The organism is Deinococcus aquaedulcis, assembly GCF_019693445.1.
GTDB classification, from domain to species: domain Bacteria; phylum Deinococcota; class Deinococci; order Deinococcales; family Deinococcaceae; genus Deinococcus; species Deinococcus aquaedulcis.
In genome coordinates this window covers 410229-435314 of the sequence record NZ_JAHRBL010000001.1, presented here as the reverse complement: position 1 = coordinate 435314, position 25086 = coordinate 410229, and the positions used below count along the sequence as shown (strand labels likewise).

Annotated in this window: 14 protein-coding genes; 6 read left to right on the top strand and 8 right to left on the bottom strand. The window is 69.6% G+C overall.

What is annotated here, in order from left to right; translation table 11 throughout:
• The first annotated feature begins 156 nt into the window (after positions 1 to 156).
• On the top strand, positions 157 to 10017 hold the full coding sequence (locus KMW22_RS02010; protein ID WP_221088325.1) for a translocation/assembly module TamB domain-containing protein: 9861 nt from the start codon (positions 157 to 159) through the stop codon (positions 10015 to 10017).
• Between the two features lie 501 nt (positions 10018 to 10518).
• On the opposite strand, the gene radA is transcribed toward KMW22_RS02010, so the two are convergent.
• Together radA and KMW22_RS02000 are read right to left on the bottom strand one after the other, a co-directional pair.
• A complete protein-coding gene (gene radA / locus KMW22_RS02005) occupies positions 10519 to 11865 on the bottom strand; it encodes a DNA repair protein RadA (protein WP_221088324.1) in 1347 nt (448 codons plus the stop codon).
• A complete protein-coding gene (locus tag KMW22_RS02000; protein ID WP_221088323.1) occupies positions 11858 to 12160 on the bottom strand; it encodes a DUF2087 domain-containing protein in 303 nt (100 codons plus the stop codon). The genes radA and KMW22_RS02000 overlap by 8 nt, the downstream gene beginning before the upstream one ends.
• Before the next feature lie 127 nt (positions 12161 to 12287).
• Here KMW22_RS02000 and KMW22_RS01995 point away from each other — a divergent pair, with 127 nt between their 5' ends.
• Entirely contained in the window at positions 12288 to 12839 is a 552-nt protein-coding gene (locus tag KMW22_RS01995; RefSeq protein WP_221088322.1) for a hypothetical protein, read from the top strand.
• A 78-nt stretch (positions 12840 to 12917) separates the two neighbouring features.
• Here KMW22_RS01995 and KMW22_RS01990 read toward each other — a convergent pair whose 3' ends face one another.
• On the bottom strand, positions 12918 to 15158 hold the full coding sequence (locus KMW22_RS01990) for an ATP-dependent Clp protease ATP-binding subunit (RefSeq protein WP_221088321.1): 2241 nt from the start codon (positions 15156 to 15158) through the stop codon (positions 12918 to 12920).
• 287 nt (positions 15159 to 15445) lie between these two features.
• Between KMW22_RS01990 and KMW22_RS01985 the strand changes: the two genes are divergently transcribed.
• Positions 15446 to 15844, top strand: a complete 399-nt coding sequence (locus KMW22_RS01985; protein ID WP_221088320.1) for a carboxymuconolactone decarboxylase family protein — start codon at positions 15446 to 15448, stop codon at positions 15842 to 15844.
• Here KMW22_RS01985 and KMW22_RS01980 read toward each other — a convergent pair.
• A complete protein-coding gene (locus KMW22_RS01980) occupies positions 15841 to 16503 on the bottom strand; it encodes an alpha/beta hydrolase family protein (protein WP_221088319.1) in 663 nt (220 codons plus the stop codon). The genes KMW22_RS01985 and KMW22_RS01980 overlap by 4 nt on opposite strands.
• 493 nt (positions 16504 to 16996) lie before the next feature.
• Here KMW22_RS01980 and KMW22_RS01975 point away from each other — a divergent pair, with 493 nt between their 5' ends.
• From KMW22_RS01975 to KMW22_RS01965, 3 genes are all read left to right on the top strand, one after another.
• The gene (locus tag KMW22_RS01975) at positions 16997 to 17758 is read left to right on the top strand and encodes an electron transfer flavoprotein subunit beta/FixA family protein (RefSeq protein WP_221088318.1); all 762 of its coding nucleotides are present in this window, start codon (positions 16997 to 16999) and stop codon (positions 17756 to 17758) included.
• Between the two features lie 83 nt (positions 17759 to 17841).
• Positions 17842 to 18792, top strand: a complete 951-nt coding sequence (locus KMW22_RS01970) for an electron transfer flavoprotein subunit alpha/FixB family protein (RefSeq protein WP_221088317.1) — start codon at positions 17842 to 17844, stop codon at positions 18790 to 18792.
• 159 nt (positions 18793 to 18951) lie between these two features.
• A complete protein-coding gene (locus tag KMW22_RS01965; RefSeq protein ID WP_221088316.1) occupies positions 18952 to 19707 on the top strand; it encodes an SDR family NAD(P)-dependent oxidoreductase in 756 nt (251 codons plus the stop codon).
• A gap of 119 nt (positions 19708 to 19826) precedes the next feature.
• Here the strand turns inward: KMW22_RS01965 and KMW22_RS01960 are convergent, their stop codons facing one another.
• The 4 genes from KMW22_RS01960 to uvrA all read right to left on the bottom strand — a co-directional run bounded on the left by KMW22_RS01960 (position 19827) and on the right by uvrA (position 24885).
• Positions 19827 to 20261: a disulfide bond formation protein B gene (locus tag KMW22_RS01960; RefSeq protein WP_221088315.1), complete on the bottom strand. Its 435-nt coding sequence runs from the start codon at positions 20259 to 20261 to the stop codon at positions 19827 to 19829.
• Between the two features lie 7 nt (positions 20262 to 20268).
• Positions 20269 to 20979 carry a DsbA family protein gene (locus KMW22_RS01955; RefSeq protein ID WP_221088314.1) on the bottom strand — a complete coding sequence of 237 codons (711 nt, stop codon included), beginning with the start codon at positions 20977 to 20979 and terminating at the stop codon, positions 20269 to 20271.
• Positions 20980 to 21073: 94 nt separating this feature from the next.
• Positions 21074 to 21802: a hypothetical protein gene (locus KMW22_RS01950; protein ID WP_221088313.1), complete on the bottom strand. Its 729-nt coding sequence runs from the start codon at positions 21800 to 21802 to the stop codon at positions 21074 to 21076.
• Positions 21799 to 24885: an excinuclease ABC subunit UvrA gene (gene uvrA / locus KMW22_RS01945; protein ID WP_221088312.1), complete on the bottom strand. Its 3087-nt coding sequence runs from the start codon at positions 24883 to 24885 to the stop codon at positions 21799 to 21801. Before uvrA ends, KMW22_RS01950 begins: the two co-directional genes overlap by 4 nt.
• Positions 24886 to 25086: the final 201 nt, after the last annotated feature.

Genomic DNA, 25086 nt, shown 5'->3' with positions numbered 1-25086 from the left:
CGTCATGGATGACGGAACTTTTTCGACCGAAGGGAGAAGGAAAGGGTACGGGTTTTCGGGAATTGAAGGAACAGCCGGCTCTTTCCCGGCTGTTCCGGAAATGGACGGAATCCGTATCCGACAGTTCGCGGCAGGCCCCGAAGGCCGCCCCACACCATGACCGACGAGTTGCCGCCGGGCGCCGCCCCGGCCCCCGAGCCCCAGCCTCCCCCGCCCCCGCGTCGCCGCCGCATCTGGCCCTGGGTGCTGGGACTCCTGGGCGCGGCGCTCTTGGTGCTGGCGCTGCTGCCCACGCTGCTGGGCGGAGCGCTGCTGGGCCGGCTGGGGGCGCAGGCGGGCCTGAGCGCCGAGCGGGTGGGCGGGCCCCTGTGGGCGCCCACCCTGGACGGCGCGCGGCTGCAACTGCCCGGCGTGCAGGCCCAGGCCGGGCGGGTAGAAGCGCAGGTGGCCGGGGTCAATCCGCTGACCAAAACCCTGCGCCTGAATGTGCGCGTGGCCGACGCGGCGGTGGCCCTGCGCCTGAAAGACCTGGTGGGCGGCGGGGCCGGAGGCGGCGCGCAGGGCGGCTGGCGCGTGGTGCTGAACCGCCTGGACGTGCAGCGCACCCGCCTGACGGTGGACGGCAGCGGCGTGAATGTCCCCGACGGCCAGTTCACCCTGAGCCAGGACCGGGGCCGCCTGCAGGTGCGCGGCGCCACCCGAGACGGTGACCTGAATGCGGCCGTGACGCTGGGCGAAGGCCCGGCCGGCAACACCGCGACCATTGACCTGGACGCCGACGCCCGGGTGCTGAATCACTACTGGCCCGGCGTGACGGCGGGGCGGATTGCGGGCCGCTACGTGCTGGGGGACGGCCCGGTGCGCGGCGACCTGCGCCTGACGGGCGGCGCCCTGCGTGTGCCCGAAGCGCCGCTGGTGCGGGTAACGGACATCACCGGCCGCGCCTCGCACCGGGGCGACGTGGTGGAGCTGCAACTCGCCGGGCGCGGCTGGAACGGCCCCGTGACCGCCCAGGGGCGGGTGGATACAGCGGCGAAGAACTGGCGGATCACGGCCGACGCCACGCCCACAGTGGCGGGGTTGGCCCAGGCGCTGGGCACCACCGGCCAGGGCACGCTGCGCCTGCGCGTGACCGCCGGGGGCTGGAGCACGGTGCGGGTCAAGGCCTACGCCCAGGGCGCCGGCCAGCTGGCTGGGGTGACCTTCCGGGACGCCAACGCGGAATACACCTACCTGAGTGAAGACGGCCGCACGGCCGGGCAGACCAACGATCTGGCCTTCAGCGCCCAGACCGCCGTGGGCGGAGCCGACCAGCGCGTGGCGGGCCGCTGGGCCATTGGCCGCGAGGGCCGCGTGACCGTGGCCGGGGTGCTGGGGCAAAAACCACTGGACCTGACCGCCCGCATTGACGCGCAGAACGTGGTGCGCGTGCAGGGCCAGGGCCTGGGCGGGCCACTGAGCGCCACCTTCACCCCCAAAGGCCAGCAGCTGCAGGCCCGCCTGAACCCCACCTACGGCGCGGCGCGTGCCCGGATTGCCCTGAGCGGCACGCCTCAGAACCTGCGCGCGGTGATCACGGACGGTTTGGCGGGCCCCTTCGCGCTGGCGGGCACCGCCGTGCTGGACCGCCAGGGCCTGCGCGCCGACCTGGGCCGCGCCCAGCTGCGGCTGAACCGGCAATTCCGGGGCAGCTGGGCGCTGCAAGAACTGCAGGGCGCGGGTCTGACCCTGAATGGGCGCGGGCAGCTGGACCTGACCGGCGGCGACGTGAGCGGCACCCTGACCGCCGCCGTGCCCGGCCTGCGTGGCCCCCTGAGTGGGCCACTGAATCTCAATTACATCGAGCAGCGCGGCAGTTTTGTGGCTGGGCGGCAGGTACTGGGCTGGCAGGGCGACAGTTTCCGGGTGCAGGCGCGCGATCTGGCCCTGGCCGGCGACCTGCGCGCCACGGGCGACGTGACCCTGACCACCACCCTCAAGGCCTTTGGGTCGCTGCGGGTGCGTGGGCGCGGCCTGGACCTCAGCGCCTTCGGGCGGGGCACGGCGGCGTCGGTGCGCGGCGAGGTGGGCGGCGTCGCCCTGCTGGCGGACACCGCGCTGCAGGCCCCCTACCGCACGGCGGTGCGGGTTCAGGGCACGGACCTGCGCGGGACCCTGAACCTGCAGGGCAGCGGCGCCCTGGCCTTTGACCTGCGCTCGGGCCGGGAAACAGCGCGCGGGCTGGTGCAAGGGGACAACGTGACCGCCACCGGGCGCGTGGATCTGGCCGCCCTGCGGCCCCTGGCCCGCGTGCCCGACCTGGGCGGCACCCTGGACCTGAACCTGCGCGGTCAGGGCGGTGTGGCCGTGATCAACGCCCGGGCGCAGGGGGCCACGCTGCAGGGCACCCTGACCCGCCGCGCTGGAAACGTGCAGGCCAATCTGTTGGCCCTCTACAGCGGCGCCCGCGCCCGCCTCAGTGGGCAGGTGTTCCCGGCGGTGGCCGTCACCGGCCGGGTGAGTGCCCAGGGCCAGACGCTGAATGTGGCGGTGCAGGGCCCTTACACGGCGCTGCGGGCCCAGGCCAGCGGCCGCACGGGCGAACTGTCGTTCGGCGGCGTCACCGTGCCGGCCCAGGCGGTGAACGTGCGCGGCACCCTCACCCCGCGCCTACAGGCGACCGGGCGCTGGGGCGACCTGACGGTGGCCTACGACGGCGCCGGGGGCCTGACCCGGGTGAGCGGCACCCAGACCCTCACCGCTTTCGGCCAGACCGGGCGGGTGCAGGGGCAGGCCAGCTGGGGGCTGGGCCGGGGCGGGGCCTTCCGGGGCGCGGTCAACGCGCGCGGCGTGCTGGACCAGTACGCGGTGACGCTGCGTGGCCCCTGGAACGGCCTGCAGGTGCTGGTCACCGACGGCGAGGGCCTGCGGGCCCAGGGCACGGCCTCGCTGCCGTCCGGGCGCTACAACGTGGATGTCAGCGGCCCGCTGGGCGGCGGCCTCTTTGTGAACGGCAACGTGCAGGGCACCGGCCTCTCGCCCCGGGGGCAGGTGGTGGTGACCGACACCGCTGGCGGCCGGGCCCGCGTGACCCTGCGCGGCTTTGACAACCTGGGGGTTCAGGCCCAGGGGCTGACCCTGGGCGGCCAGCGCCTGCAGGGCACCCTGCAGGCCCGGGACGGCGTCCTGAGTGGCCGCCTGCAGGCCGGGCCTTTCACGCTGCAGGCGGCGGGCGGCGGGGTGCAGGCCTCCGGCACCCTGGCCGACCACACCCTGCGGGCCAGCGGACGCCTGACCTTGCCCGCTACCCTCTCGAACCTGCGCCTGAACGTGACTGGACCCTACCTGGCCGCCCAGGCCACAGGCGGCGTGGCGAACCTGCGCGGCACCGTGACCCTGAAGCCGCAGAGCCTGGGCAGCGGGCCCACCCGCCTCAGCCTGCCGGGCCAGACCCTGCCCCTCAGCGGCAGCCTGACCGGCGCGCGGCTGCGGGTGGGCGGGCTCACCTATGCCTCGGGCCGCTGGTCGGGCGCCGTGGGGGTGCGCTACGCCCTGGGTGGGCGACCGGGCACCGCGCAGCTGCTGGGCCGGGGCCCGGCGCTGCTGGCCGCGCCCCGGGGCCCCGTGAACGGCGAGGTCACCCTGCTGCCGGCCCTGGGCGGCCAGCTGAGCACGGCGCTGGCGCCCTTTACGGCCCCGCTGCCAGAAGCAGTGCGGCGCGAACTGGTGCCCGGCCAGCTGGTGGCGACCCTCTCGCCCGGCGGCGCGCGGCTGGCGCTGCAGGGGGCCCGCTACCTGGGGGGACCGCTGGCCCTGAACGCCCAGGTGGGCTGGACCGGCGGCCTGCGCGCGGCCGGCACCCTGACCCACCCCGGGTCGCGCCTGCCCCTGCGGTACGAGGGCGGCAGCCTGAGCGTGCCCGGCGCCTCACTGGACGCCCGGGTGCTGGCCCCGGTGCTGCCGGGCGCCCAGGGCCGCCTGAGCCTGAACCTGACCGTGCCCGGGGGCCGCTTTGAACGCGCCGCCGGGCAAGCCACCGTGAACGTGCGCGCCGCTGGGCAGGGCGCCAGTGGGCGCCTCACCCTGCGCGGCGGGCAGCTTTCGGCAGATCTGCGCAGCACGCTGGTAGGCCGCGCCCTGCGCCTGCGCGGGCCGCTGTACCCGCAGGCAAACGCCGTGCTGACCCTGGACGACCTGCGCGCCACCCTGAATGGCCGCGCCGGCCCACGCGCCAGTGACACCCTCACCCTGCGCGTGGGGGGCCGCCTGGAGGGGCGCGCGGTGGACCTGACGGTGGCCGCTGCCGGCCTGACTGGCCCCGGTGCCCGCGTGAACGCCGGGGGCACCCTGGCCGGCGCCGCCCTGAACCTGGGCGCAGTGAAGGGCCCCGGCGCGGGGCTGGCCGCGTGGCGCCTGAGCGGCGGGGCCAGCGCGGGCGACCTGCGCCCGCTGGCCGGCGTGCCCGGCCGCCTCAGCCTGAGCCTGGGCGGCACCTTGACAGGCGTCCGCGCCCAGGCCACGGGCGAGGTGTCGGGCGTGGCCTTCTCGGCGCCCCTGAGCCTGACGGGCGGCGTGCTGCGCACCCAGGGCGCGCAGGCCACTCTGGGGCCCACTGCCCCGGTGCAGGGCACGGCGCGCCTGGGGGGCGCCCTCTTCCCCACCCTGGCCCTGAGCACCAAGGTCACCCTCACGAGCGGCCTGCCGGGCCAGTACACCGGACAACTGCGGGGCAGCCTGCAAAAGCCGGAGGTGCGCCTCAGCGGCACGCTGCGCGGCGACCTCAGTGGCCTGCGCGCCGCCGGCACCCGCCTAAGCGCCAAGCTGCTGGGCGCCGACTACCGCCTCAGGCTGACGGGCCCCGCCCTTGCCGGCGAGGTGCGTGGTCGCCTGGGCAGCGGCGCGCTGGGCGGGCTACAGCGCGCCGCCCTGACCCTGAACGCCGCCTACGTGGCCCCCCAGACCGACCTGCGCCTGCGCGGCCCGCTGGGTTGGAACGCCCGCAGCGGCTTTACGGGGTCGCTGCGCGTGGTGGGCGACACCCCGGGCGGGCCCCTGGACGCCCTGCTGGACGGCCAGGGTGAGTTGCGGGCCACAGCGGTCTACGGGACGGGCGCGGGTCAGGCCCGCCTGACGGGCCGCTTCCCGGCGTCGCTGCCGCTGCGCCCGGGGGGCAGCGCCGACCTCGCCGCCTTTGACGTGGGCGCGCTGTGGGGCCGCCCTGGCCAGCTGCGCGCGACGGGGCAGGCCACGCTGGGCGGCCCGTCGTGGTCGGCCCTGGCGGCGGCTTTCTCAGGCCGCCTGACCGACGAGGGCGGCGAGCTGAGCGGCGAGCTGAGCGCCGACTGGCGCGGCGGCGACCTGCGCGCGGCCCTGCAGGGGCCCCGCGTCCAGGCCCAGGCCACGCTGGTGGCGGGCCGCTACGCCCTGAAGCTGCAGGCCCCCCAGCCGCTGCGTGTGGCCCGGCTGCTGCCCCCCGGGCTGGATGTGGACGCCCTGACGCTGGGCGGCACCCTGGACGCCCAGGGCACCCTGCGCGGCGGACTGGAGGCCCTGAACGCCCAGAACCTGAGCCTGAAGGGTGTTCAGGGCGAGCTGGGACCCTTCAGCCTGTATGGGCGCGCCCGCTACCAGCCGGGCCAGGACGCGCTGAGCGCCGACCTGAGCGGCAGCCTGCGCGACGGGCTGGTCACGGTGCGCGGCGCGCTCCCGGGCGGGCTGAGTGTGGACGTGCGCCAGCTGAGCACCGACTTCGTGGGCGCTGCCTCGCTGGGACGCGGCGGGCTGAGCGCCGCCCTGACCCTGACGGGCGCCGCGCGCGACCCGGCCGTGGCCGGCAGCGTGACGGTGGACACCGACCGCCTGGGCGCCCAGGCCACCGTGGCCGGGCGGCTGCGCTCGGCGGTGCTGAATGCCCGCCTCTCGCCACGCGGCGACCTGGGTGGCACCCTGTACGCCGAAGTGCGCGACCTGGACCTCGCGGCGGGCCGGGTGCGGGCGCGCCTGTACGGCACCCTCACCCGGGGCGAGGCGCGCGCCGAGGTGAACCTGGACGGCGTGTGGCCCGCGCTCTCTGGCACGGTCAGCGCCCGGGTGCCGGGCCTGCCAGACCCCGTGATTCTGCGTGCGGAAGGCCAGGGACCCGACGGACAGGGCCGCTACATCCTGAGCGCTGGCCCACTGGGCGGCGGCACCCTCAGCCTAGGGCGCGCGGCCGGCTTCGTGCCCACCCTGAACGGCGCCCTGACCCTGACCCCGCTGCCCCTGGTAGACGGCCAGGGCGAGTTGAGTGCCCGCCTGAGCGTGGGGGGCACCCTGGCCGCGCCCAGCGTGGCCGGCACCGTCACCTCGCGCGGGGCCCAGGCGCTGGGCGTCACCCTGGAGGACCTGAGCGGCACGTTCACGGTGGCGGGCCCAGACCTGCGCGCCGCCCTCTCGCAGGGCGGGCGCCCGGTGCTGACCCTGAGCGGCCAGACGGTCACCCTGGACAGCCTGCAGGCACGCGCGGCGGGGTCCACCCTCCGCGTCTCGGGCGAAGCCAAACTGAGCGGCGAGGCGGCCCTGACGGTAGACGCAGCCGGCACGCTGGCCGGGCGCCTGAACGCCGTGTGGCGCGCCCAGGCCCTGACGGTCAGTGGCGCCCTGACCGGGCCCCAGGGCCTACGCCTGAGCCCAGATCTGCGCGCCGACCGCCTGACGGGCTGGCACGGCACGGCCCGCCTGACCGGCGGCCCGGCGGGCGTGCTGACCCGCCCGGCCCTGCTGACCGTGCGCGGTCCCTTCGCCCGGCCCCTGGTGCAGGGCGAGGCCGGGCTGCTGGGCGCCGGCGTGCGCGTGGTGGCCGACGCGCGGGGCGTGCAGCTGCGCTTCGTGGACGGGCCCGGGGCCCAGGCCAGCGGCGTCCTGGAAGCCCGGCCCCAGGGCAGCGGGCCGTGGGCGCTGCTGGGCGCGGCCAGCCTGACCCGCCCCGAACTGTCCCTGAGCCTCACGCCGGGGGGCACCGTCACCGCCCCGCAGGCGCAGCTCAGCGTGCGCCGGGGCGAGTGGCGCGCGGGCGGCACCGCCAGCCTGCAGGCCGCCGACCTGAGCGTCTCGGACGGCGAGCGGACCGGCACCGTGCGCTGGAACGGCACCGACCTTGAGGCCAACCTGCCGGGGCTGAACCTGGGCCGCCTGGGCGTGCGCGATCTGGGCGGCACCGTGACGGCGACGGGGCGCCTGAACCCGGCGGCGGGCAACGGCCGCCTGACCCTGACCGTGGCCGACCTGAGCACCCCCTACACCCTGCCCTATGTAGACCTGCCGCTGGACGGGCGTCTGAATGCCGACTTGACCCTGCAGGGCGGACGCCCGGCCGTGCAGGGGGCGCTGGCCCTGAGCAGCGGCACCCTGAACCTGCAAGCGGCCCAGGGCCCCACAACCTGGACCGGCACCCTGACCGGCCGGGTGGCCCGTGAAGGCGGCACCCTGGACGTGAACCTGCGGGCCGACGCGGCGGGGGTGCAGGGGCGCATCGAGGCCGCGCGCCTGCCGGTGGCGTTGGCCGGGCAACAGCTGGCCCTCAGCGGCAGCGCCGCGCTGACCGGGCAAACCTTCCGCGCCGACCTGATTGGCCGCGCCACAGCTGCGCAGGTGCCCGCGCAGGTCATCGTGACGGCGTCTGGCGGCCTGGCCGACCTGGTGCCGGCGCTGGCGGGGCCACTGGCCCTGGCCCCTACCGGCGAGGGGTACGCCCTGCGCGCCACCCTGGACGATCTGGCGCTGGGCGACGTGGTGCCGTCGGCGGCGCTGCGCGGCCGGGTCAGCGGTGAGGCCACGCTGCGCGACGGCGGCGGCACCTTCGTGCTGCGCTCGGACGACCTGACGGTGGGCCCGCGCCGCCTGCCCGCCCGCCTGGAAGGCACGCAGGTGGCGGGTGACTGGCGTATTCGCGGCTTCCTGGGTGAATCGGACTTCACGGCGGGTCTCAGTGGCGGGGACGTGTTCGGGCAGGGCACCCTGCGCGCCCTGCCGGTGGGCGCCGTGCTGGGCGCCGCCACGGGCACGGCCCCCGGCGAGGGCGTGGTGACTGGCGTGGCCCGTTTCCGCTTCCCACTGGCCGATCCGCTGGCTGGCCGGGTGAACGTGGTGGCCGAGCGCATCCGCGTGAGCGCCACCAGCGGCGAGGGCGCCTCCGCCGTGACCGAGACCCTGACCGGCAGCGGCACCCTGGACTATGCGGCGCGCGAACTGCGCGGCATCAATGTGCAGCTGTCTGGCGCCGGCACCTGGGACGTGCGGGGCGGCTACACCCGCGAACGGGTGGACCTCACCGCGCGCTTTACCAACACCACCTTTACCCCGGTGCTGCGCCTGATTCCCGGGCTGGCCGATATGGAACCCAGCCTCAAGGGCAGCGTGATCCTCTCGGCGGGCGGCACCTACGACCGCCCACGCGGCACCCTGGAAGCCCGCACCCTGGCCGGTACCCTGGCGGGCCTGAGCGTGCAGATTCCCGATTTCAGCGGCGAACTGCCCGACAGCGGCGCCTTCCGGGCCAGCGGGCAGGTGCTCACCGGGGGCACCGTGGGCGCCGACGGCGTGGTGAACCTCAGCGGGCAACTGACGCTGGGGCGCCTGAGCGGCACCAACCTCACCTTCCGGGGCCTGCTGGCGCCGCAGGCCCTGGGCGCCCTGCCGAACGCCGCCGTGACCGTGCAGCAGCAGCCCAATGACCGCTGGACCGTCACGGCCAGCAGCGCCAGCACGGGCCCGGCAGGCCCCGGCAGCCTGACCCTGGGCGGCGAGCTGAGCCCCCGCGTGGACCTGACCCTGGGCGCGCGCAACTACAACCTGCCCCTGAACGCCATTTACGGCCGTGAAAGCGTGCTGAACGCCGATCTGCGCGCCGCCGACGACGGCAGCGTGATCCGGGTGCAGGGCGCGGCCGACTTTACCCGGCTGGTGCTGGGACGCGTGAACGCCCCGGCCACCATTCCCGCCCCCGGCCAGAGCCGCGTGGGCGAGGGTGGCCGGGCCACCGACAACTACGCCAGCCCCCTGCCGCCCGAATACACCACCTTCCCCCGCCCCGTTCAGGCGCAGGAGGCGCCCACCCCCCGTGCCCTGCCCTTCCTGGAGCGGGTGGTGTTCGAGGACATTCCCATCCGGGCGGTCAACGGTATCCGGGTGGACGAGAATCTGGTGCGCGCCGAGTTCACGGGCGGGCTGGTGCTCTCGGGCAGCGGCGACCGCCCCCGCTTAAGCGGCGAGATCCGTTCGCAGCGCGGCTTTATCTACCTGCGCGAGAATGAGTTCACGCTGGGCGACTCTACGGTTACCTTTACCGGCGACAGCGTGTACCCCAAGTTCAACATCACCGCCAGCGGCACCGTCACGGGGCGCACCGTCCGAGGCGACACTCCGGTCACCCAGCGGGTGCCCATCACCCTGACCCTGGCGGGCGAGTTCGTGACCCGGACAGGTGGCGAGGTGGCGCTGGACCTGGACACCACCCTGGCCTGCACCCAGGTGGGGACCGACTGCGCCGACCCCAACACGGGCGTACCTTACGGCGAGGCCGAGCTGTACGCGCTGGTCGCCACCGGCGTGCCCAACCTCGCCACACTGCCCAACAACCTCGCGGCCCTGGGCAGCAGCGCGCTGCAGACCGCCCTGAACGTCTTTGTGCTGGGCGAACTGGAACGCACGGTGGCGCAGGCGTTCGGGCTGGACGTCTTCCGCTTCACCCCGCAGCTGCTGGGCGACAGCCTGGGGGCCACGATCACGCTGGGCTCGTACCTGACGCGCAACCTGTACCTGCAGTATCAGGTGGACCTGACCGGCCAGGGCCTGCTGAACGCCGAATACAGCACCCCGGACGGCCGCCTGACCTTCAAGGTCACCACGCCGCTGCGCGGGCTGAACCTGCAGTCCATCCGCCCCAGCTTCACGGCCGGCTACAACGTCAACCCCCGCACGAACATCAGCCTGGGGGTGCAGACCACCGAGCAGAGCACCCGCCTGCGCTTTGGGGTGACGTACCGCATCGGCGGGCGGTAAGGGTCAGGAAACCCCGCAACAGCCTAGCGCCGCCTCTCAGGTTGAGAAGGCGGCGCTGGCACATAGACGGAGAGGAGCGGAGCACTGGCAGCGACTCTTTGGACCCGCGAAACCTTGACCCAGAGCGTTTCATGCCGGCCAGCGTTCAGGCGTTTGGTGCCCCTATTCAAGCCGATGAGTAGAAGCGACCGGAAGCGCAGGGGGAGGAGCAAGAACACGGCTGCTTCACTTCACCATCTTTTGAAAGTAGAACCTTCTGGGACGCACCAAGGTTTCTTGCCCCCCTACCGCCCAGGTCCAGACGAGGCCGTCGTGCCCGAAGGGCGCGGGCCATTGCGATGGGGCGGAGGATGGCGTCGAAGCCGGATACGTCTCTTGGTTGAGCAAGCCGACCAACATCAGTAGAAACTTTTGCCGAGCGCAGCGGAAAAACTCCCCCCTGCCCCTCCGGGGTAGGGGGGCTGGGGGGGTGGGGCAAGTGCAGGAACCTCAACAACCCGCCTACGCCTTCGCCCCACCCCACACCGCCCCCACAGCCTCTTCCACGCTTTTGACCCCGGGACTGCCATCCAACCCCGGCGGCACGATCAGGCGCTCGTAGCCCGCCCGCCTGGCTTCCTCCGCTCGCCGCAGGGCGGCCTGGGTGGAGCGGACCTCGCCCGCCAGCCCCACCTCGCCAAACACCGCCACATTGCCGGGCAGGGCGCGCCCCACCACCGCCGAGTACACCGCCAGCGCCACCGCGAGGTCCAGCCCCGGGTCCGGCACCTTCAGGCCGCCGGCGAGGTTCACGTACACGTCCAGCCCGCCCAGCGTCAGATCCAGCCGGCGTTCCAGCACCGCCAGCACCACGTCCACGCGCCGGGGGTCCAGGCCCACCACCACGCGCCGGGCGTTGGGGTAGGGCGTTTTGCTGGCCAGGGCCTGCACCTCCAGCAGCATGGGCCGCTGGCCGTCAATGGTGGAAGCCACCACGCTGCCCGGCACGCCCAGAGGCCGCTCGGCCAGGAACGCGGCGCTGGGGTTTTCCACGGCCATCAGGCCCTCGCCGCGCATCTCGAACACGCCCAGTTCCCCAGCCTGCCCGAAGCGGTTTTTCACGCTGCGCAGCAGGCGGTACGCCCCCACCGATTCCAGAAAGACCGTGGTGTCCACGATGTGCTCCATGACCTTGGGCCCGGCCACCGTGCCGTCCTTGGTCACGTGGCCCACCAGCACGGTCGCGGTGCCTGTTTCCTTGGCCGCGCGGGTTAGCAGGGAGGTGCCGTCGCGCACCTGGGCCACACCGCCGGGGGCACCCTCACCCTCCACAGTGACGGTCTGAATGCTGTCCACGATGCACAGCGCGGGCTTGTGCTCGGCCATCAGGGCGGCCACGTGCTCGGCGCGGGTGTCGCGGGTGAGCTGAATTTCGGCCTCCACGCCCAGGCGGTCGGCGCGCAACCTGATTTGCTCCAGCGATTCCTCGCCCGCAACGTACAGCACGGGGCCGCTGGCGCGGGCCACCCGGTCAGCCACCTGCAACAGCAGCGTGCTTTTGCCAATGCCGGGCTCGCCGCCGATCAGGGTCACGCCGCCCGCCACCAGCCCGCCGCCCAGCACGCGGTCCAGTTCAGGAATGCCGCTGGGGGTGCGGGGTTCCTCGCGCCGCCCCACGGTAGACAGCGCCGTGAGCTTGCCGCCCACCACGCCGCCGTAGGCCCCGCCCCGGCCTGCTTTTCCAGGGACGAGGGCCGGGGCTTCTTCCTCAAACGAGTTCCACGCCTGGCAGTTGGGGCAGCGGCCCAGCGGTTTGGCCGCCTGATACCCGCAGCTGGTGCAGATGTAACTGGCGCGGACCTTAGCCACGCTCACCTGGGCTGGCCACGCGGGTGCCCGGGCGGCCATCGGCGCGCCAGTACACCTGACCGTCGGTGGCGAGGTAATCGCTCTCCACCAGTTCCCTCAGCAGAATGCTGGGGTCTTCGAAGGTGCTGTGGTCGGCCAGCACGCCTTCCACCTGCCCCTGGTCATAGGACACGCCCGGATCAAACAGGCCGGTCAGGTAATCCAGAATGGCCAGCTGGTGCGCGCGGCGGCGGTCGCTGGGCCACCCGGTGATGCGGCCGTGTTCGTCCTGGAAATCGTGAATGCTCTTCGTCATAGAGCAGCATGGTATGCGTTCCAGAGGTTTATCAAGTTGCACCCCACCTCATTTCTCTGAAATCCGTGCTACAATGTGAGAAATTCAACAAAACGTGTGGCCAAATGGCCAGAAGGAGCGTGCCTTTATGCCCATCCGTCGACTCGGCCTTCTTCACGGTGTCTTTCTCGTCTCGTTGTCGTTGCCACCCATCGGAGAAGCAGCCACTGCACCACAAACTACACTCTCCCAGTGCGTTAAACAGCAATTGGGTGCAGACTTCAACACGCTTGGCAAAGAAGTTCAGCTCGAGATATTAAAAAATTACGAGAGAATAATCACTCCCGAGTGTAATCAAATCTTTAAGAAAGGAGAGGCTTCATTCTCCCCTGCCCTCAATTACGGAGCTTATGCTTGGATTTTGGGGATTGGTAGCATAATTTTACTGACTCTATCTTTCACGAAGATATTTCAACCTTTGGTCAGAGATCCAAAGAACAACAAGGATATAAGTGTGGGCCGAGTCATTGCTATGATTGGTCTTTTTGCAACGATTCTGACATATGCCTTCGCGGCTCGATATGGTTTTTGGGCTCTCAGCACCAAGAACGATATGGCAAGTTTCGAGAAGATGGTACCTCTCCTTCTCCCTGGCGTAGCAGCTTTCTTACCTTATATCGCAAATAAACTGGGCAGCTAATCCAGTAACCCATGCAGTAGAAGTCAGGATGGAAGAGATTATCTCTCCCATCCTGATGCGTTTCACTTATGTAGCACTTTACGCCAGAATCTGCCTTGGCGCGGCTTCCTCGCCTTTCTCAAACTGAATGCCGTCCTGGCCCAGCACCACGCGGACTTCCTCGCCGTGGTTGTGCGCCAGTTCCAGCGCCAGCGGGTCCTCGATTTCCTCGCGGACCAGCGTGCGCAGTTGGCGGCTGCTGCCCACGGCGTGCTTGGGGCTGCGGGCCTTGAGCTTGCCCACCAGCCACGCGGCAATGGCGGGGTCGAAGGTCACGGTCAGTTCGCGGCTGGCCAGTTCCTCGCGCATCTCGCCCATCAGCTGCTGGGCCACCCGCACCAGTTCTTCCTCGCCCAGCGACTTGAAGCGAATCACTTCGTCCAGGCGGTCCAGGAATTCCGGGGTAAAGATGTGGCGCAGCGGCGCGTTGTTGTCAGGTGTCACCGGGCTGAAGCCCACCGTGGGGTTCACGTTAAAGCCCGTGTTGCTGGTCATGATGATGATCGTGCGGCGGAAATCCACCGTGCGGCCCAGACCATCGGTCAGGCGGCCGTCGTCCAGCACCTGCAAGAAGGTGTTGTACACGTCTGGGTGGGCCTTTTCAATTTCGTCCAGCAGAATCACGCTGAAGGGCTGGCGGCGCACCGCTTCGGTCAGGCGGCCCCCCTGCTCAAAGCCCACGTAGCCAGGCGGCGAGCCAATCAGCTTGCTCACCGAGTGGCTTTCCTGGAACTCGCTCATGTCCATGCGGATCAGGCTGCGCTCGCTGCCGAACAGGGTGCGGGCCAATGCCTTGGCAAGGTGCGTCTTGCCCACGCCGCTGGGCCCCACGAACAGGAAGCTGGCGGCCACGCGGGTGCGGCCCCCCAGGCCCACGCGGGCGCGGCGCAGGGCGCTGCTCAGGGCCCGGATGGCGTCGGGCTGGCCGTACACCTGGTCGGTCAGCTGCGTTTCCAGGTCGGCCAGTTGCGCCGCCGTCTCCTCGGAGTAGATCCCGCCCATGGAGTTGATGACGCTCTCGATGTCCTCGCGGGTCACGAAGGGCTCGCCGTCCTCGGTTTCGGCCACCGGCAGGCCAATGCTCATGTTCAGGCGCACGCGGCTGGCAGCCTCGTCAATCAGGTCAATGGCCTTGTCGGGGAAGTTGCGGCCCGGCAGGGACCGTTCACCGATGCGCACGGCCAGTTCCAGCGCCTGCTCGGGAATCTGCACCCCGTGGTGTTCCTCGTACTTGGGCTTCAGGCCGCGCAGAATCTGCAGCGTTTCGGCGGGGCTGGGTTCCAGCACGATCACCGGCTGGAAGCGGCGTTCCAGGGCGGCGTCCTTCTCGATGTAGCGGTGGTATTCGCCGGTGGTGGTCGCGCCAATCACCTGAATTTCCCCACGGCTCAGTGCGGGCTTCAGGATGTTCGCGGCGTCCAGCGTGCCCTCGGCGCCGCCCGCCCCCACCAGGGTGTGCAGCTCGTCAATAAAGGCCATCACCTTGGCGTTGCGCAGTTCCTCGATGATCTGGCGCAGGCGCTCTTCAAATTCGCCCCGGTACTTGGTGCCGGCCACCACGCCGCTCAGGTCCAGACTAACGAGGCGGACGCCGTGCAGGTTGGGCGGCGTGCGCTTCTCGTGAATCGCCAGGGCCAGTCCTTCCACGATGGCGGTCTTGCCCACGCCGGGGTCACCGATCAGCACCGGGTTGTTCTTGGTGCGGCGGGTGAGGATCTGGGTGACGCGGCGGATTTCCTCACTGCGGCCAATCACGGGGTCGAGCTTGCCCTCGCGCGCCCACTTGGTCAGGTCGCGGCCGTACTCGTCCAGAAAGGGCGTGGCGACCGGCTTGGCGGGCTTGGTGCCGGTGCCTTCGCCCTGCGCCAGGATGCGCCAGCGGATGGTGTCCACATCCTTGGTCAGCTCCTGCAGGATGCGGAAGGCCACGCCGTCGCCCTCGCGGATGATGCCCAGCAGGATGTGCTCGGTGCTGGTCACCTGGGCGCCCAGGGCGCGGGCTTCGGTGCTGGCCAGTTCCATCACGCGGCGGGCGCGCGGGGTGATGCTGGGGGCGTCGTTCAGGCGGTTGCCTTCGCCACGTCCGATGATTTCCTCGACGCGGCGGCGCAGGCCGTCAAGCGAGGCGCCAAATTCACCCAGGATGCTGGCGGCGGTGCCGCCCTCGCGCATCAGGCCCAGCAGGAGATGTTCGGGACCCACCATGGCGTGGCCCAGGCGGTTGCCTTCTTCCCGGGCATAGTGAAACACGAGGCGGGCGCGGTCGTCGTATCTGTTCATGGGTAACCCCCAGAGCAAGCGCGAGGGCGCGAAAAAGCGGCGGCAGGGTGCAGCAGGACGGCAGCGCCCGGACAGTGAACATGGCGGTGAACCACCTTGAGGGTAGACTATCGCCGCGCTGGCGTGTCAGGCAGGGGAAACCTTACGATCCGTTCACATCTGCGCCACACCTGCGAATCGGGGGGCAGCGCCAGGACCTGAACGAAAAGGACGGCTCTCCGCGAGAACTGTAGCGCGCGGGGTGTTACGGGCTTCTTTCGCGCCCCCGACCTCGCTACCGTGGGCCCATGAACGACACCCCCCATGCCCGCGACATCATTTTCGGTGCCCAGCAGGACCGCATCCTGGCGCGCCTGCGCGACCTGGACCCCGATCTGGCCCACGACATCCAGAGCTACGCCTACGACACGGTGTATGACCGCCCTGGGCTGGACCTGAAGACCAAGGAGCTGATCGCCTGCGCGCTGCTGGTCTCGCTGGGCAGCCCGCCCGAACTGCGCACCCATCTGCGCGGGGCCCTGAACGCGGGCGCCACCGAAGCCGAGGTGCGCGGCGCCCTGCTGATGTGCGCGCCGTACCTGGGGTTTCCCCGTGTGGTGGCCGCCTTTGAGCTCCTGCGCCAGCATCTGGAGAGCGCCAAAAAAACCGGCCCCACACAGGAGGCCGGTCTGGCAAGCGAGGTTTAGAACGTGGTCTTGACGCCGATGCGCGCCTTGAACACGGTGCCGGGGCGCACGAAACGGTTGTCGATGGTGTTGTACAGCGAGTCGCCCTGGTTGATGGTGGTGTTCGTGCTGCCGCTGCCACTGGTGGTGGTGGCGTTGATGGTGGACTTGAAGAACGTATCCACGCCCACGTCGCCCACAAGGCTCAGGTTACCCGTCAGAGCGTAGCTGAGCATCACGCCCGCGCCCAGACCAAAGGCGTTGCTGGTGTAGGTGGTGTTGCCGGTGGCGCCGTAGTCCTCGGTGCTGCGGAACATGCCGTAACGGGCGCCTGCATACAGGGCGGTGCTCACGCCGGGGGCCAGTTCACCCACGTTGTAGGTGCCGTCCAGGCTGGCGACGGTGTGGCTGCCATTCTCCGTGGCGCCAGCGGCCTTGTAGGAGCTGAAGGGCCCGACGCCCAGATCGCTGCTGTCATTGATCGCGTCCGCAGCGCGGGTGTAGGCCACGCCCGCCTTCACGCCGATGGGGCCCACCACGTTGGGGGCATGCACAAAGAACTCGCCGCTGAGGCCGCCAGCGTAGCCGCCCGTCAGGCCAAGCTCAACGCCGCTCAGGGACTGGGCGCCAGCGGTGCCGGCAACGAGGGTCAGGAGGGTCGCGGGGAGAAGCATCTTCATGAGAAGTAGCCTCGGGGGTGAACATGAGAAACTTCCGTGAGGGAGTTGACGCGACATTAAGAACTCGCGCTGCCTAAAGGTTGCCTCTGGATTAGCGCAAGGCTTTAGGAGGACAGAAAAACCCCTTGAAGTGCGTAGTCCTGGCCTGCTTCGTGTCCGATGAAACCGGGCCAGCAGGTAGGCCGCAGCGGACGCGCCTCTCATCAACATTTCGGGACAGGTGAGAAGGGTCGGCAGGTGTTGTGCTCACTGAGAGTGGCAGGCCACCACAGGTCGCCCTGTCAACGATCCCATCTCCACAATGCTTTGCACGCTTCACCAACGCGCCTAATCCCACCTCTGTCTGCGCGGCGGGGACGCCACAGGCTGCGCCCCGTTCTGTCTTCGGGCACACTGGTCAGGGTTGGCATGAACTGCTAAACTTGAACTGAGTCCAATTTGTCATGCTGGGCACGCCAGCATCACCTTCCCCAACCTTTATTTCGGAGGCTGCATGAATATCCTGACCCTTGTTCGCCAAGTGCCCGACGCCGAAGCGCGCGTGAAGATCAGCCAGCAGGCTGTTGACCTCGATGGCACCACCCTGGTGGTGGACGGCATGGATGAGTACGGCGTGGAAGAGGCTCTGCGTATGCGCGAAAGCGGCGCAGGCGTGGAGCAGATCATTGCCCTGGCCATTGGCCCCAAGCGCAACGAGGACGCCCTGCGCACTGCCCTGGCGATGGGCGTGGACCGCGCCATTCACGTCGAGACCAACGAACAGTTTGACGCCGTGACCCTCAGCAAGGTGGTGGCCCAGGTGGCCCAGGCCGAGAACGTGGGCCTGATTCTGGTGGGCGGCCAGGAAGCCGACTGGGACTCGCAGGCCCTGGGTGCGGCCAGCGCTGAGCGCCTGGGCTGGCCCCAGCTGACTTGGACCAACGAACTGAAACTGGACGGCGACACCTTGAGTGGCCGCCACGATGTGGACGACGGCAACGAGAGCTTCCGGGTCACCCTGCCTGCCGTGGTCACCACGCAGCAGGGCCTGAACGAGCCGCGTTACCCCACGCTGCCCAACATCATGAAGGCCAAGAAAAAGGAGCTGCGCAAGGACGACGCGGCCAGCTACGGCTTGCAGGCGCGCGTGCGCACCGTGGGCGCCGAGATCCAGACCCGCGCCCGGCGCAACACCATGATTGACGGCAAGGACCCCCAGGCCGCCGCCGCCCAGCTGCTGGAGCTGCTGCGCAACGAAGCCAAGGTGCTGGCTTAACCAGACCGGGCGGTCTGGCCTTCAGTGCCCGGCCTTCTTGACCCTTCAACCCTTTGACCTTTGATGGAACCGGAGGTTCCCAGATGATCCTGATTGTTGCTGAACACGCCGCTGGCAAGCTGGGCAAGGCCACCCTGGAAATGGTAACGGCCGCGCGCGAATCGGGCCGTGAGGGCCCCATCACGGTGCTGGTGCTGGGCCAGAATGTCTCTGCCATTGCCACCGAGGCCGCCGCTGTGGCTGACCAGGTGCTGGTGGCTGACCTGCCCCAGCTGGCCACCTACAACGCGGAAACCTGGGCAGCGGCAGCGACCCAAATTGCCCAGGAAGGCGAAGCCCACACCGTCATCATTGGCGGCAGCCGTTCGGGCCGCGAGTACGCGCCGCGCGTGGCCGTGAAGCTGGACGCCCCGTACCTGGAAGACGTGACCAGCCTGAAAGCCAGTGGCGCCGCCCTGCAAGGCCAGCGCTACACCTACCTGGCCCGCGTGACCGAAACCGTGGAAGCCGAGGGCCCTGTGGTGGTCGTGACGGTCAAGCCCGGCTCGTTTGCAGCGGCGACCCCCGCTGGCGCCGCTGGCGAGCAGTACGACGTGGAACTGACCCTGCCCGCTCCGCGTGTAGAAATCACCGGCAAGAGCGTGGAAAAGAGCAGCCGCGTGGCCCTGACGGAAGCCGACGTGATCGTGACGGGCGGGCGCGGCGTGGGCAGCCCCGAAAACTTTTCCAAGTACGTGGAAGGCCTCGCCGACGCCCTCGGGGCCGGCGTGGGCGCCACACGCGCCGTGGTGGACGCTGGCTGGCGCCCCTACGCCGAGCAGGTGGGCCAGACCGGCAAGACCGTGCAGCCCGGTGCCTACATCGCCCTGGGCGTCAGCGGCGCCGTGCAGCACCTCAGCGGCATGGGCAAGAGCAAGAACATCATCGCCATCAACAAGGATGCCGAAGCCCCGATCTTCAAGGTCGCCGACTACGGCATCGTGGGCGACATCAACGAGATCGTGCCCGCCCTGATTGAGGCCAGCAAGCGGTAAAGAGGGTTGTAGGTTGTGGGAGGTGGGCTGTGGGAAAAACCCGGCAGCTCACCTCCTTCTTTTTTCACTCCCTACATCCCACTCCCCACTTCCTACAACCCCATTAAGCGACTCTTGGCAATCCCCCCTGTGCCCCCGGCCCGCCCCCGACACTGAGGCATGAGCGACTCTTCCTCTCCTCCTGGGGTGATCGTGACGGGCGCGGCGCGGGGGATTGGGCGCGCCACCGCCGAGCTGTACCTGGAACGCGGCTGGCGCGTGCTGAGCGTAGATATGACGCCCTCGCCGCCGCTGCGGGGTGGGCGGCGGGTGAAGGCCGACATCAGCACGCCGGCGGGGCGCGAGCGCGTGGTGCGCGCGGCGCGCGAACTGGGGCAAGTGCAGGTGCTGGTGAACAACGCCGCTTATCAGGGCGCTCCCGGCAGCGTGCTGGAGGTCAGCGAGCGCGGCTGGGCCCGCACCCTGAACGTGAACCTGACCGCCCCGCTGCTGCTGACCCGCGCTGTGGCCGAACTGCTGCCCCGGGGCGGCGCTGTGGTGAACGTGGCCAGCGTGCAGGGCCTGTTCGCCGAACAGAACAACGCCGCCTACAACGCCAGCAAGGGCGGCCTGATCAACCTGACGCGCGCTATGGCTCTGGACCTCGCGCCGCACGGTCTGCGGGTGAATGCGGTGGCCCCCGGCGCGATCAGCACCGAGGCCGTGCTGCAGAGCATTCAGGAAAGCCCCGACCCCGCCCAGACCCGGCGCGACTACGAGGACCTGCACGCCCTGCGCCGCCTGGGCACGCCGCGCGAAGTGGCCCAGACGGTCTATTTCCTGGGCAGCGACGAGGCCAGCTTCGTGACGGGCGCCGTGTTGACGGTGGACGGCGGCATGACGGCGAGCTTCATGATGGCAGGGCGGCCGGTGTAGGGGGCCATGGGCTCTGGGCCATGAGCCATGAGGAAAAAACAGAGAAGGAGGCCGTGGCCGGTGTGGCCTGCCCCCTCTGTTCTTCAGCGCCCAGCGCTCGTGGCTCGTGGTCTCTTTGCTTACAGCCCTTTCGGTTCCCGCCGCCAGCTCAGGAGGGCGATGATCAGCGTAAAGGCGATCATGCTCAGCACCGGGATGGTGAGGATGGTATTCAGGGGCGAGCCCATGCCCCACACCGGCCAGGGGGTACCGCATGAGGCGGCAGGGTTGGTACTGCAGGCTTTGAGTTCTTGCACCAAGCCCCAGGTTTCGAGGTTCTGGTACAGGGCGATCAGCAGACCAATGCCCGCCAGCGGCAGCACATAGCGGCGCACGCGCAGGTCGCCGCCCAGGGCGGCTATGCCCAGGATGATGGCCAGCGGATACATGAAGATGCGCTGGAACCAGCACAGAATGCAGGGATTGAACTGCCGCACCTCGCTGAAATACAGGCTGCCCAGCGTGGCCACCAGGGAGACCACCCAGGCGAGATAGAGGCGGTTGTCGCGCGTCATGCGCACCTTACTGGCCCGCTGCGTCAATGGCGCGGCTGATGTCCTCGAAGGCGTAGCTGCCCCGCTTGCCGTCGGCAGTCATCACCTGGGTGCCGTTCACGAAGACGGTGGGGGTGGCGTTGACCCGGGCGTCGCTCACCTGCTTCTCGTCGGCGTCCACACGGGCGGCGGTGGCGTCGGTATCCAGGCAGGTGGCGAACTTGGCCTGATCCAGTCCTTCCACGTTGGCCGCCAGATCCTTCAGGCGGGTCTTGGTGGCCCAGACTTGGCTTTCGTCGCCCTGGGCGCGGAACATGATGGTCTTGAAGCTGTCGAAGGCCTCGTTGCCGCCCTGGTCGTAGACGCACTTGGCGGCCTGGGCCGCGAACTTGCTGTCGTCGGCGGGCAGGCCACGCGTATCCGACAGGAAGGGCCAGATCAGGCTGTACTGCTTGATCTTGCCAGTGTCCACGTATTTTTCCTTCAGCTGAGGCGCAATGGTCTCTTCAAAGCTCTTGCACACCGGGCACTTGAAATCCTCAACGACCACGACAGATACGGGCGCGCTCTCCTGACCCACGAAAGGCTGCCCCGCCAAGTTGAAGTTGGCCTTTAAGGCGGCGCCGGCGGCGGGCTTGCCCTGCACGGCGAAGACCGCCAGCGCAATGAGCACGGCGGCCACAAGGGTGCCCACCACGAGGAAGGTGCGGTTCTGGTTGTTGCCCTGCAATCTGGTCATAGCGCGAGTGTACCGGTTGCCCCCGGGGCAGCGTGACCACAGGTGCGCGCCGTCCCCAGCAGCTCAGAGGGACGGCGCGGCCAGAAGCGGAGGTTTACCCGGGTAGGGGGACAGGCTGGCGGCGCCGCGCGCGCACACGCAGCACCCAGTCAATGATCTGCCGCACGGCACTCACCAGCAGGCCCAGCGCCAGCGCCACCAGCGCCGTACGCTGAAAGTCCACCCGGGCCGGCAGCGTGAGTTCCGGGTCCAGGCGGGTGCCCAGCCGGGCGGCTGCCAGCAGGGTGCCGGCAAACAGCGCCCCCGCAAAAGGCAGCACAAACAGGCCCCCCGAGTGCTTGAGCAGCAGCAGGCCTCCCAGCGCCCCGCCCACCAGCGGCAGAATCACCGACCACTGCTCAGGGGGGGCCACCGGGCTCAGGTAGCCCAGCGCGCCCATCGCCAGCCCCGCGTAGCCGTACCAGCCGCCAAATTCATCGGCCAGGATGGTCAGCAGCACCCAGGCAAAGAGGCGCGTGGTCCACTCGCCCGGGGTCCACATGAAGTAGGCCAGCAGCCCCAGCACCAGCAGCCCGCCCAGCAGGTGAATCAGGGCGTGGGTGGTGCCGCGCGTGGGGCCCTGCGGTCGGGGAGACTCCAGCACGGCGGCCACGGGCGCGGGGGCTTCGGTGTCCGGGGCGGGGCGGCCCACGGACCGCGCGGCGGAGGGCGCCGGGCTGGCCTGCGTTTCCGTGGCCTGGGTTTCCTTTGGCTGGGCCCCGCTGGTCTGGGCCTCTGCCTGGGGCGAGGTGACGGGGGACTGGGGGTCGGGCGGAACGGTCATGCGCTTTCTTTCTTAGCACGAGTCTTGCGCGCCGGGGCCGCTGCCACCAGTTCGCCGTCCTCGGGGGCGGCCTTTTTCGGGGTGCGCTTGGCCTTGGGTTCGGTGGCCGGTTCCGCCGCCTCTGCCCGCAGTTGGGCCGGTTCAATGCCAGGCACCCGGCGCAGGTACTCGCCCGTGTGGCTGGTGGGGTGGGCGGCCAGTTCCTCGGGCGTGCCGACAGCGACGATGGTGCCGCCCCGCACGCCACCTTCGGGGCCCAGGTCAATGATGTGGTCGGCGCACTTCATGACGTCCAGGTTGTGCTCGATGATGACCAGGGTGTTGCCGCCCTCCACGAGGCGCTGCAGCACTTCCATCAGCTTGCGCACGTCCTCGAAGTGCAGGCCCGTGGTGGGCTCGTCGAGAATGTAGATGGTCTTGCCGGTGGCGCGTTTGCTCAGCTCGCTGGCCAGCTTGATGCGCTGGGCCTCGCCGCCGGACAGGGTGGTGCTGGGCTGGCCAATGCGCATGTAGCCCAGGCCCACATCGCACAGCAGGCTCATCTTGCGCTCGATGGCGGGAATGGCCTCGAAGAACTTCTGGGCGTCCTCCACGGTCAGATCCAGCACGTCGGCAATGGTCTTGCCGTTGTACTTCACTTCCAGCGTCTCGCGGTTGTAGCGCGCGCCCTTGCAGACCTCGCACGGCACGTAGATGTCCGGCAGGAAGTTCATCTCGATCTTCATGACGCCGTCGCCCTTACAGTGCTCGCAGCGCCCACCCTTCACGTTGAAGGAGAATCGCCCGGCCTGGTAGCCCCGGCGCCGCGCTTCGGGGGTGCGGGTGAACAGGTCACGGATCTCCGTGAAGACGCCGGTGTAGGTGGCGGGGTTGCTGCGGGGCGTGCGCCCAATGGGGCTCTGGTCAATCTCAATGACCTTATCGAGGTGGTCCATGCCCTCAATCCGGTCGTAGCGGCCGGGGGTAGTCTTGGCGCCGTTCAGCTCGCGGGCCAGGGTGGCGTGCAGGATGTCGTGAATCAGGGTGCTCTTGCCGCTGCCGCTGGGGCCGGTCACGACGGTCATCGTGCCCAGCGGAATGTCAATATCCACGTTCTGCAGGTTGTGTTCGCGGGCGCCGAAGACCTTCAGGCGCTTGCCGTTACCCCGGCGGCGGTGTGAGGGCACCTCGATCTTCAACTCGCCGCGCAGGTACTTGCCGGTCAGGCTCTCGCGGTTCTCTTTCACCTGCTGCGGCGTGCCCACCGCCACCACCTGCCCGCCGTGCACCCCGGCGCCGGGTCCCATGTCCACGAGGTAATCCGCCTCGATCATGGTGTCCTCGTCGTGCTCCACCACCAGCAGGGTGTTGCCCAGGTCGCGCAGGTTCTTCAGGGTGCCGATCAGGCGGCCGTTGTCCTTGGGGTGCAGGCCAATGCTGGGCTCGTCCAGCACGTACAATACGCCGGTCAGGCCACTGCCCACCTGGGTAGCCAGGCGAATGCGCTGCGCCTCTCCCCCGCTCAGCGTGTTGGCGGTGCGGTCCAGGCTCAGGTAGTCCAGGCCCACATCCACCAGGAATTTCAGGCGGGTGCGGATGGCCTTCAGGATGGGCGCCGACACCGCCGCGCCGAAGTCGTTGAGCTGGTATTCGTAGCGCAGTGGCCCGTGGGCCCGGGCCGTGCCGCCCAGGTGGCCCTTCAGGAAAGGGGCAATGGCGTCGTGGTTCAGGGCCTTGTCCTGCAGGGCCGTGAAAAAGGCGTCGGCTTCCAGCACGCTCATGCCGCTGGCCTGCGAGATGTTCAGGCCGCCCACCCGCACGCCCAGAATCTCGGGCTTGTAGCGGGTGCCGCCGCAGGTGGGGCAGGGCCGCATTTCCATCAGCTCTTCGAGCTTCTCGCGCATGAACTCGGATTCAGTGTCGGCGTAGCGGCGCTCCAGGTTCGCCAGCACGCCCTCGAACTCGGTCATGAAGCGCATGGTTTCCTTACCGCCGCGCCGGTACACCACCTCGAAGGGCGCGCCGGGGCCGTGCAGAATGGCCTCCTGCGCCTTTTTGGGCAATTCACGCCAGGGCACTTTGACGCTGAAACCCATGTTCTCGGCCAGGGCCTGCAGCTTGTCCCAGTAGTACACGCCGCCGCCCGTGCCCTTCTTGCTCCAGGGCAGAATGGCCCCCTCGGCAATGGACAGCTTCTCGTCAATGATCAGGTCCGGGCTGAATTCCTGCTTGCTGCCCAGGCCCGCGCAGTCGCCACAGGCGCCGTAGGGCGAGTTAAAGGAGAACGAACGGGGTTCCAGCTCTTCCAGCACGCTGCCGTGCTCGGGGCAGGCAAACTTTTCGGAGTACAGTTCCTCGTGCGCGCCGCCCTCCTCGCCGGCGTCGGGGAGCAGCACGCGCAGCAGGCCCTCGCCTCGGCGCAGCCCCAGTTCCACGCTCTCGGCAATGCGGGGGCGGTCCCCTTCGCGCAGGGTCACGCGGTCCACCACCACGTCCACGTCGTGCTTCTCGAACTTTTCCAGCTTCAGCTTCTCGGCCTCGTCCAGTTCGTACAGGGTGCCGTCCACCCGCACGCGGGCAAAGCCCTCGCGGCGCAGGTCAGCGAACAGCTTGCGGTACTCGCCCTTGCGCCCGCGCACCACCGGGGCCAGCAAAATGGCGCGCTTGTCGGCAAAGCCCGACAGCAGGCGGTCCGTGATCTCGCTGGGGCTCTGCTTTTCGATCTTGCGGCCACAGAGGGGGCAGTACGGCGTGCCCACGCGGGCGTACAGCAGGCGCAGGTAATCGTGAATCTCGGTCACCGTGCCCACGGTGGAGCGCGGGTTGTGGCTGGTGGTTTTCTGGTCAATGGAGATGGCCGGCGACAGGCCCGTGATGCTCTCCACATCCGGCTTTTCCATCAGGCCCAGGAACTGCCGGGCGTAGGCTGACAAACTTTCCACATAGCGGCGCTGGCCCTCGGCGTAGATGGTGTCGAAGGCCAGGGTGCTCTTGCCGCTGCCAGACACGCCGGTAATCACCACGAACTGGTCACGGGGCAACTCCACCGTGATGTCCTTGAGGTTGTGCTCCTTGGCGCCGCGAACGATCAGGTTGTTCTGCAAGGTGGGAACTCCTTGAAAGGTGCGGCCAGCAGGGCTTTTTCGGGCCGCCCAGGATTCTGCTGAATGCGTAAGGTCACCCCTCCGCTTCTGAAACGAGACAGTCTAGCAGGTGGGGCCAGGAGGGGACCATAGGCCAGATGAGAGCGGGTGAAAGGGGTGTGAATGCCCTTCGCTTGAGCGGTGCTGGTGGTTCTCTGGCGC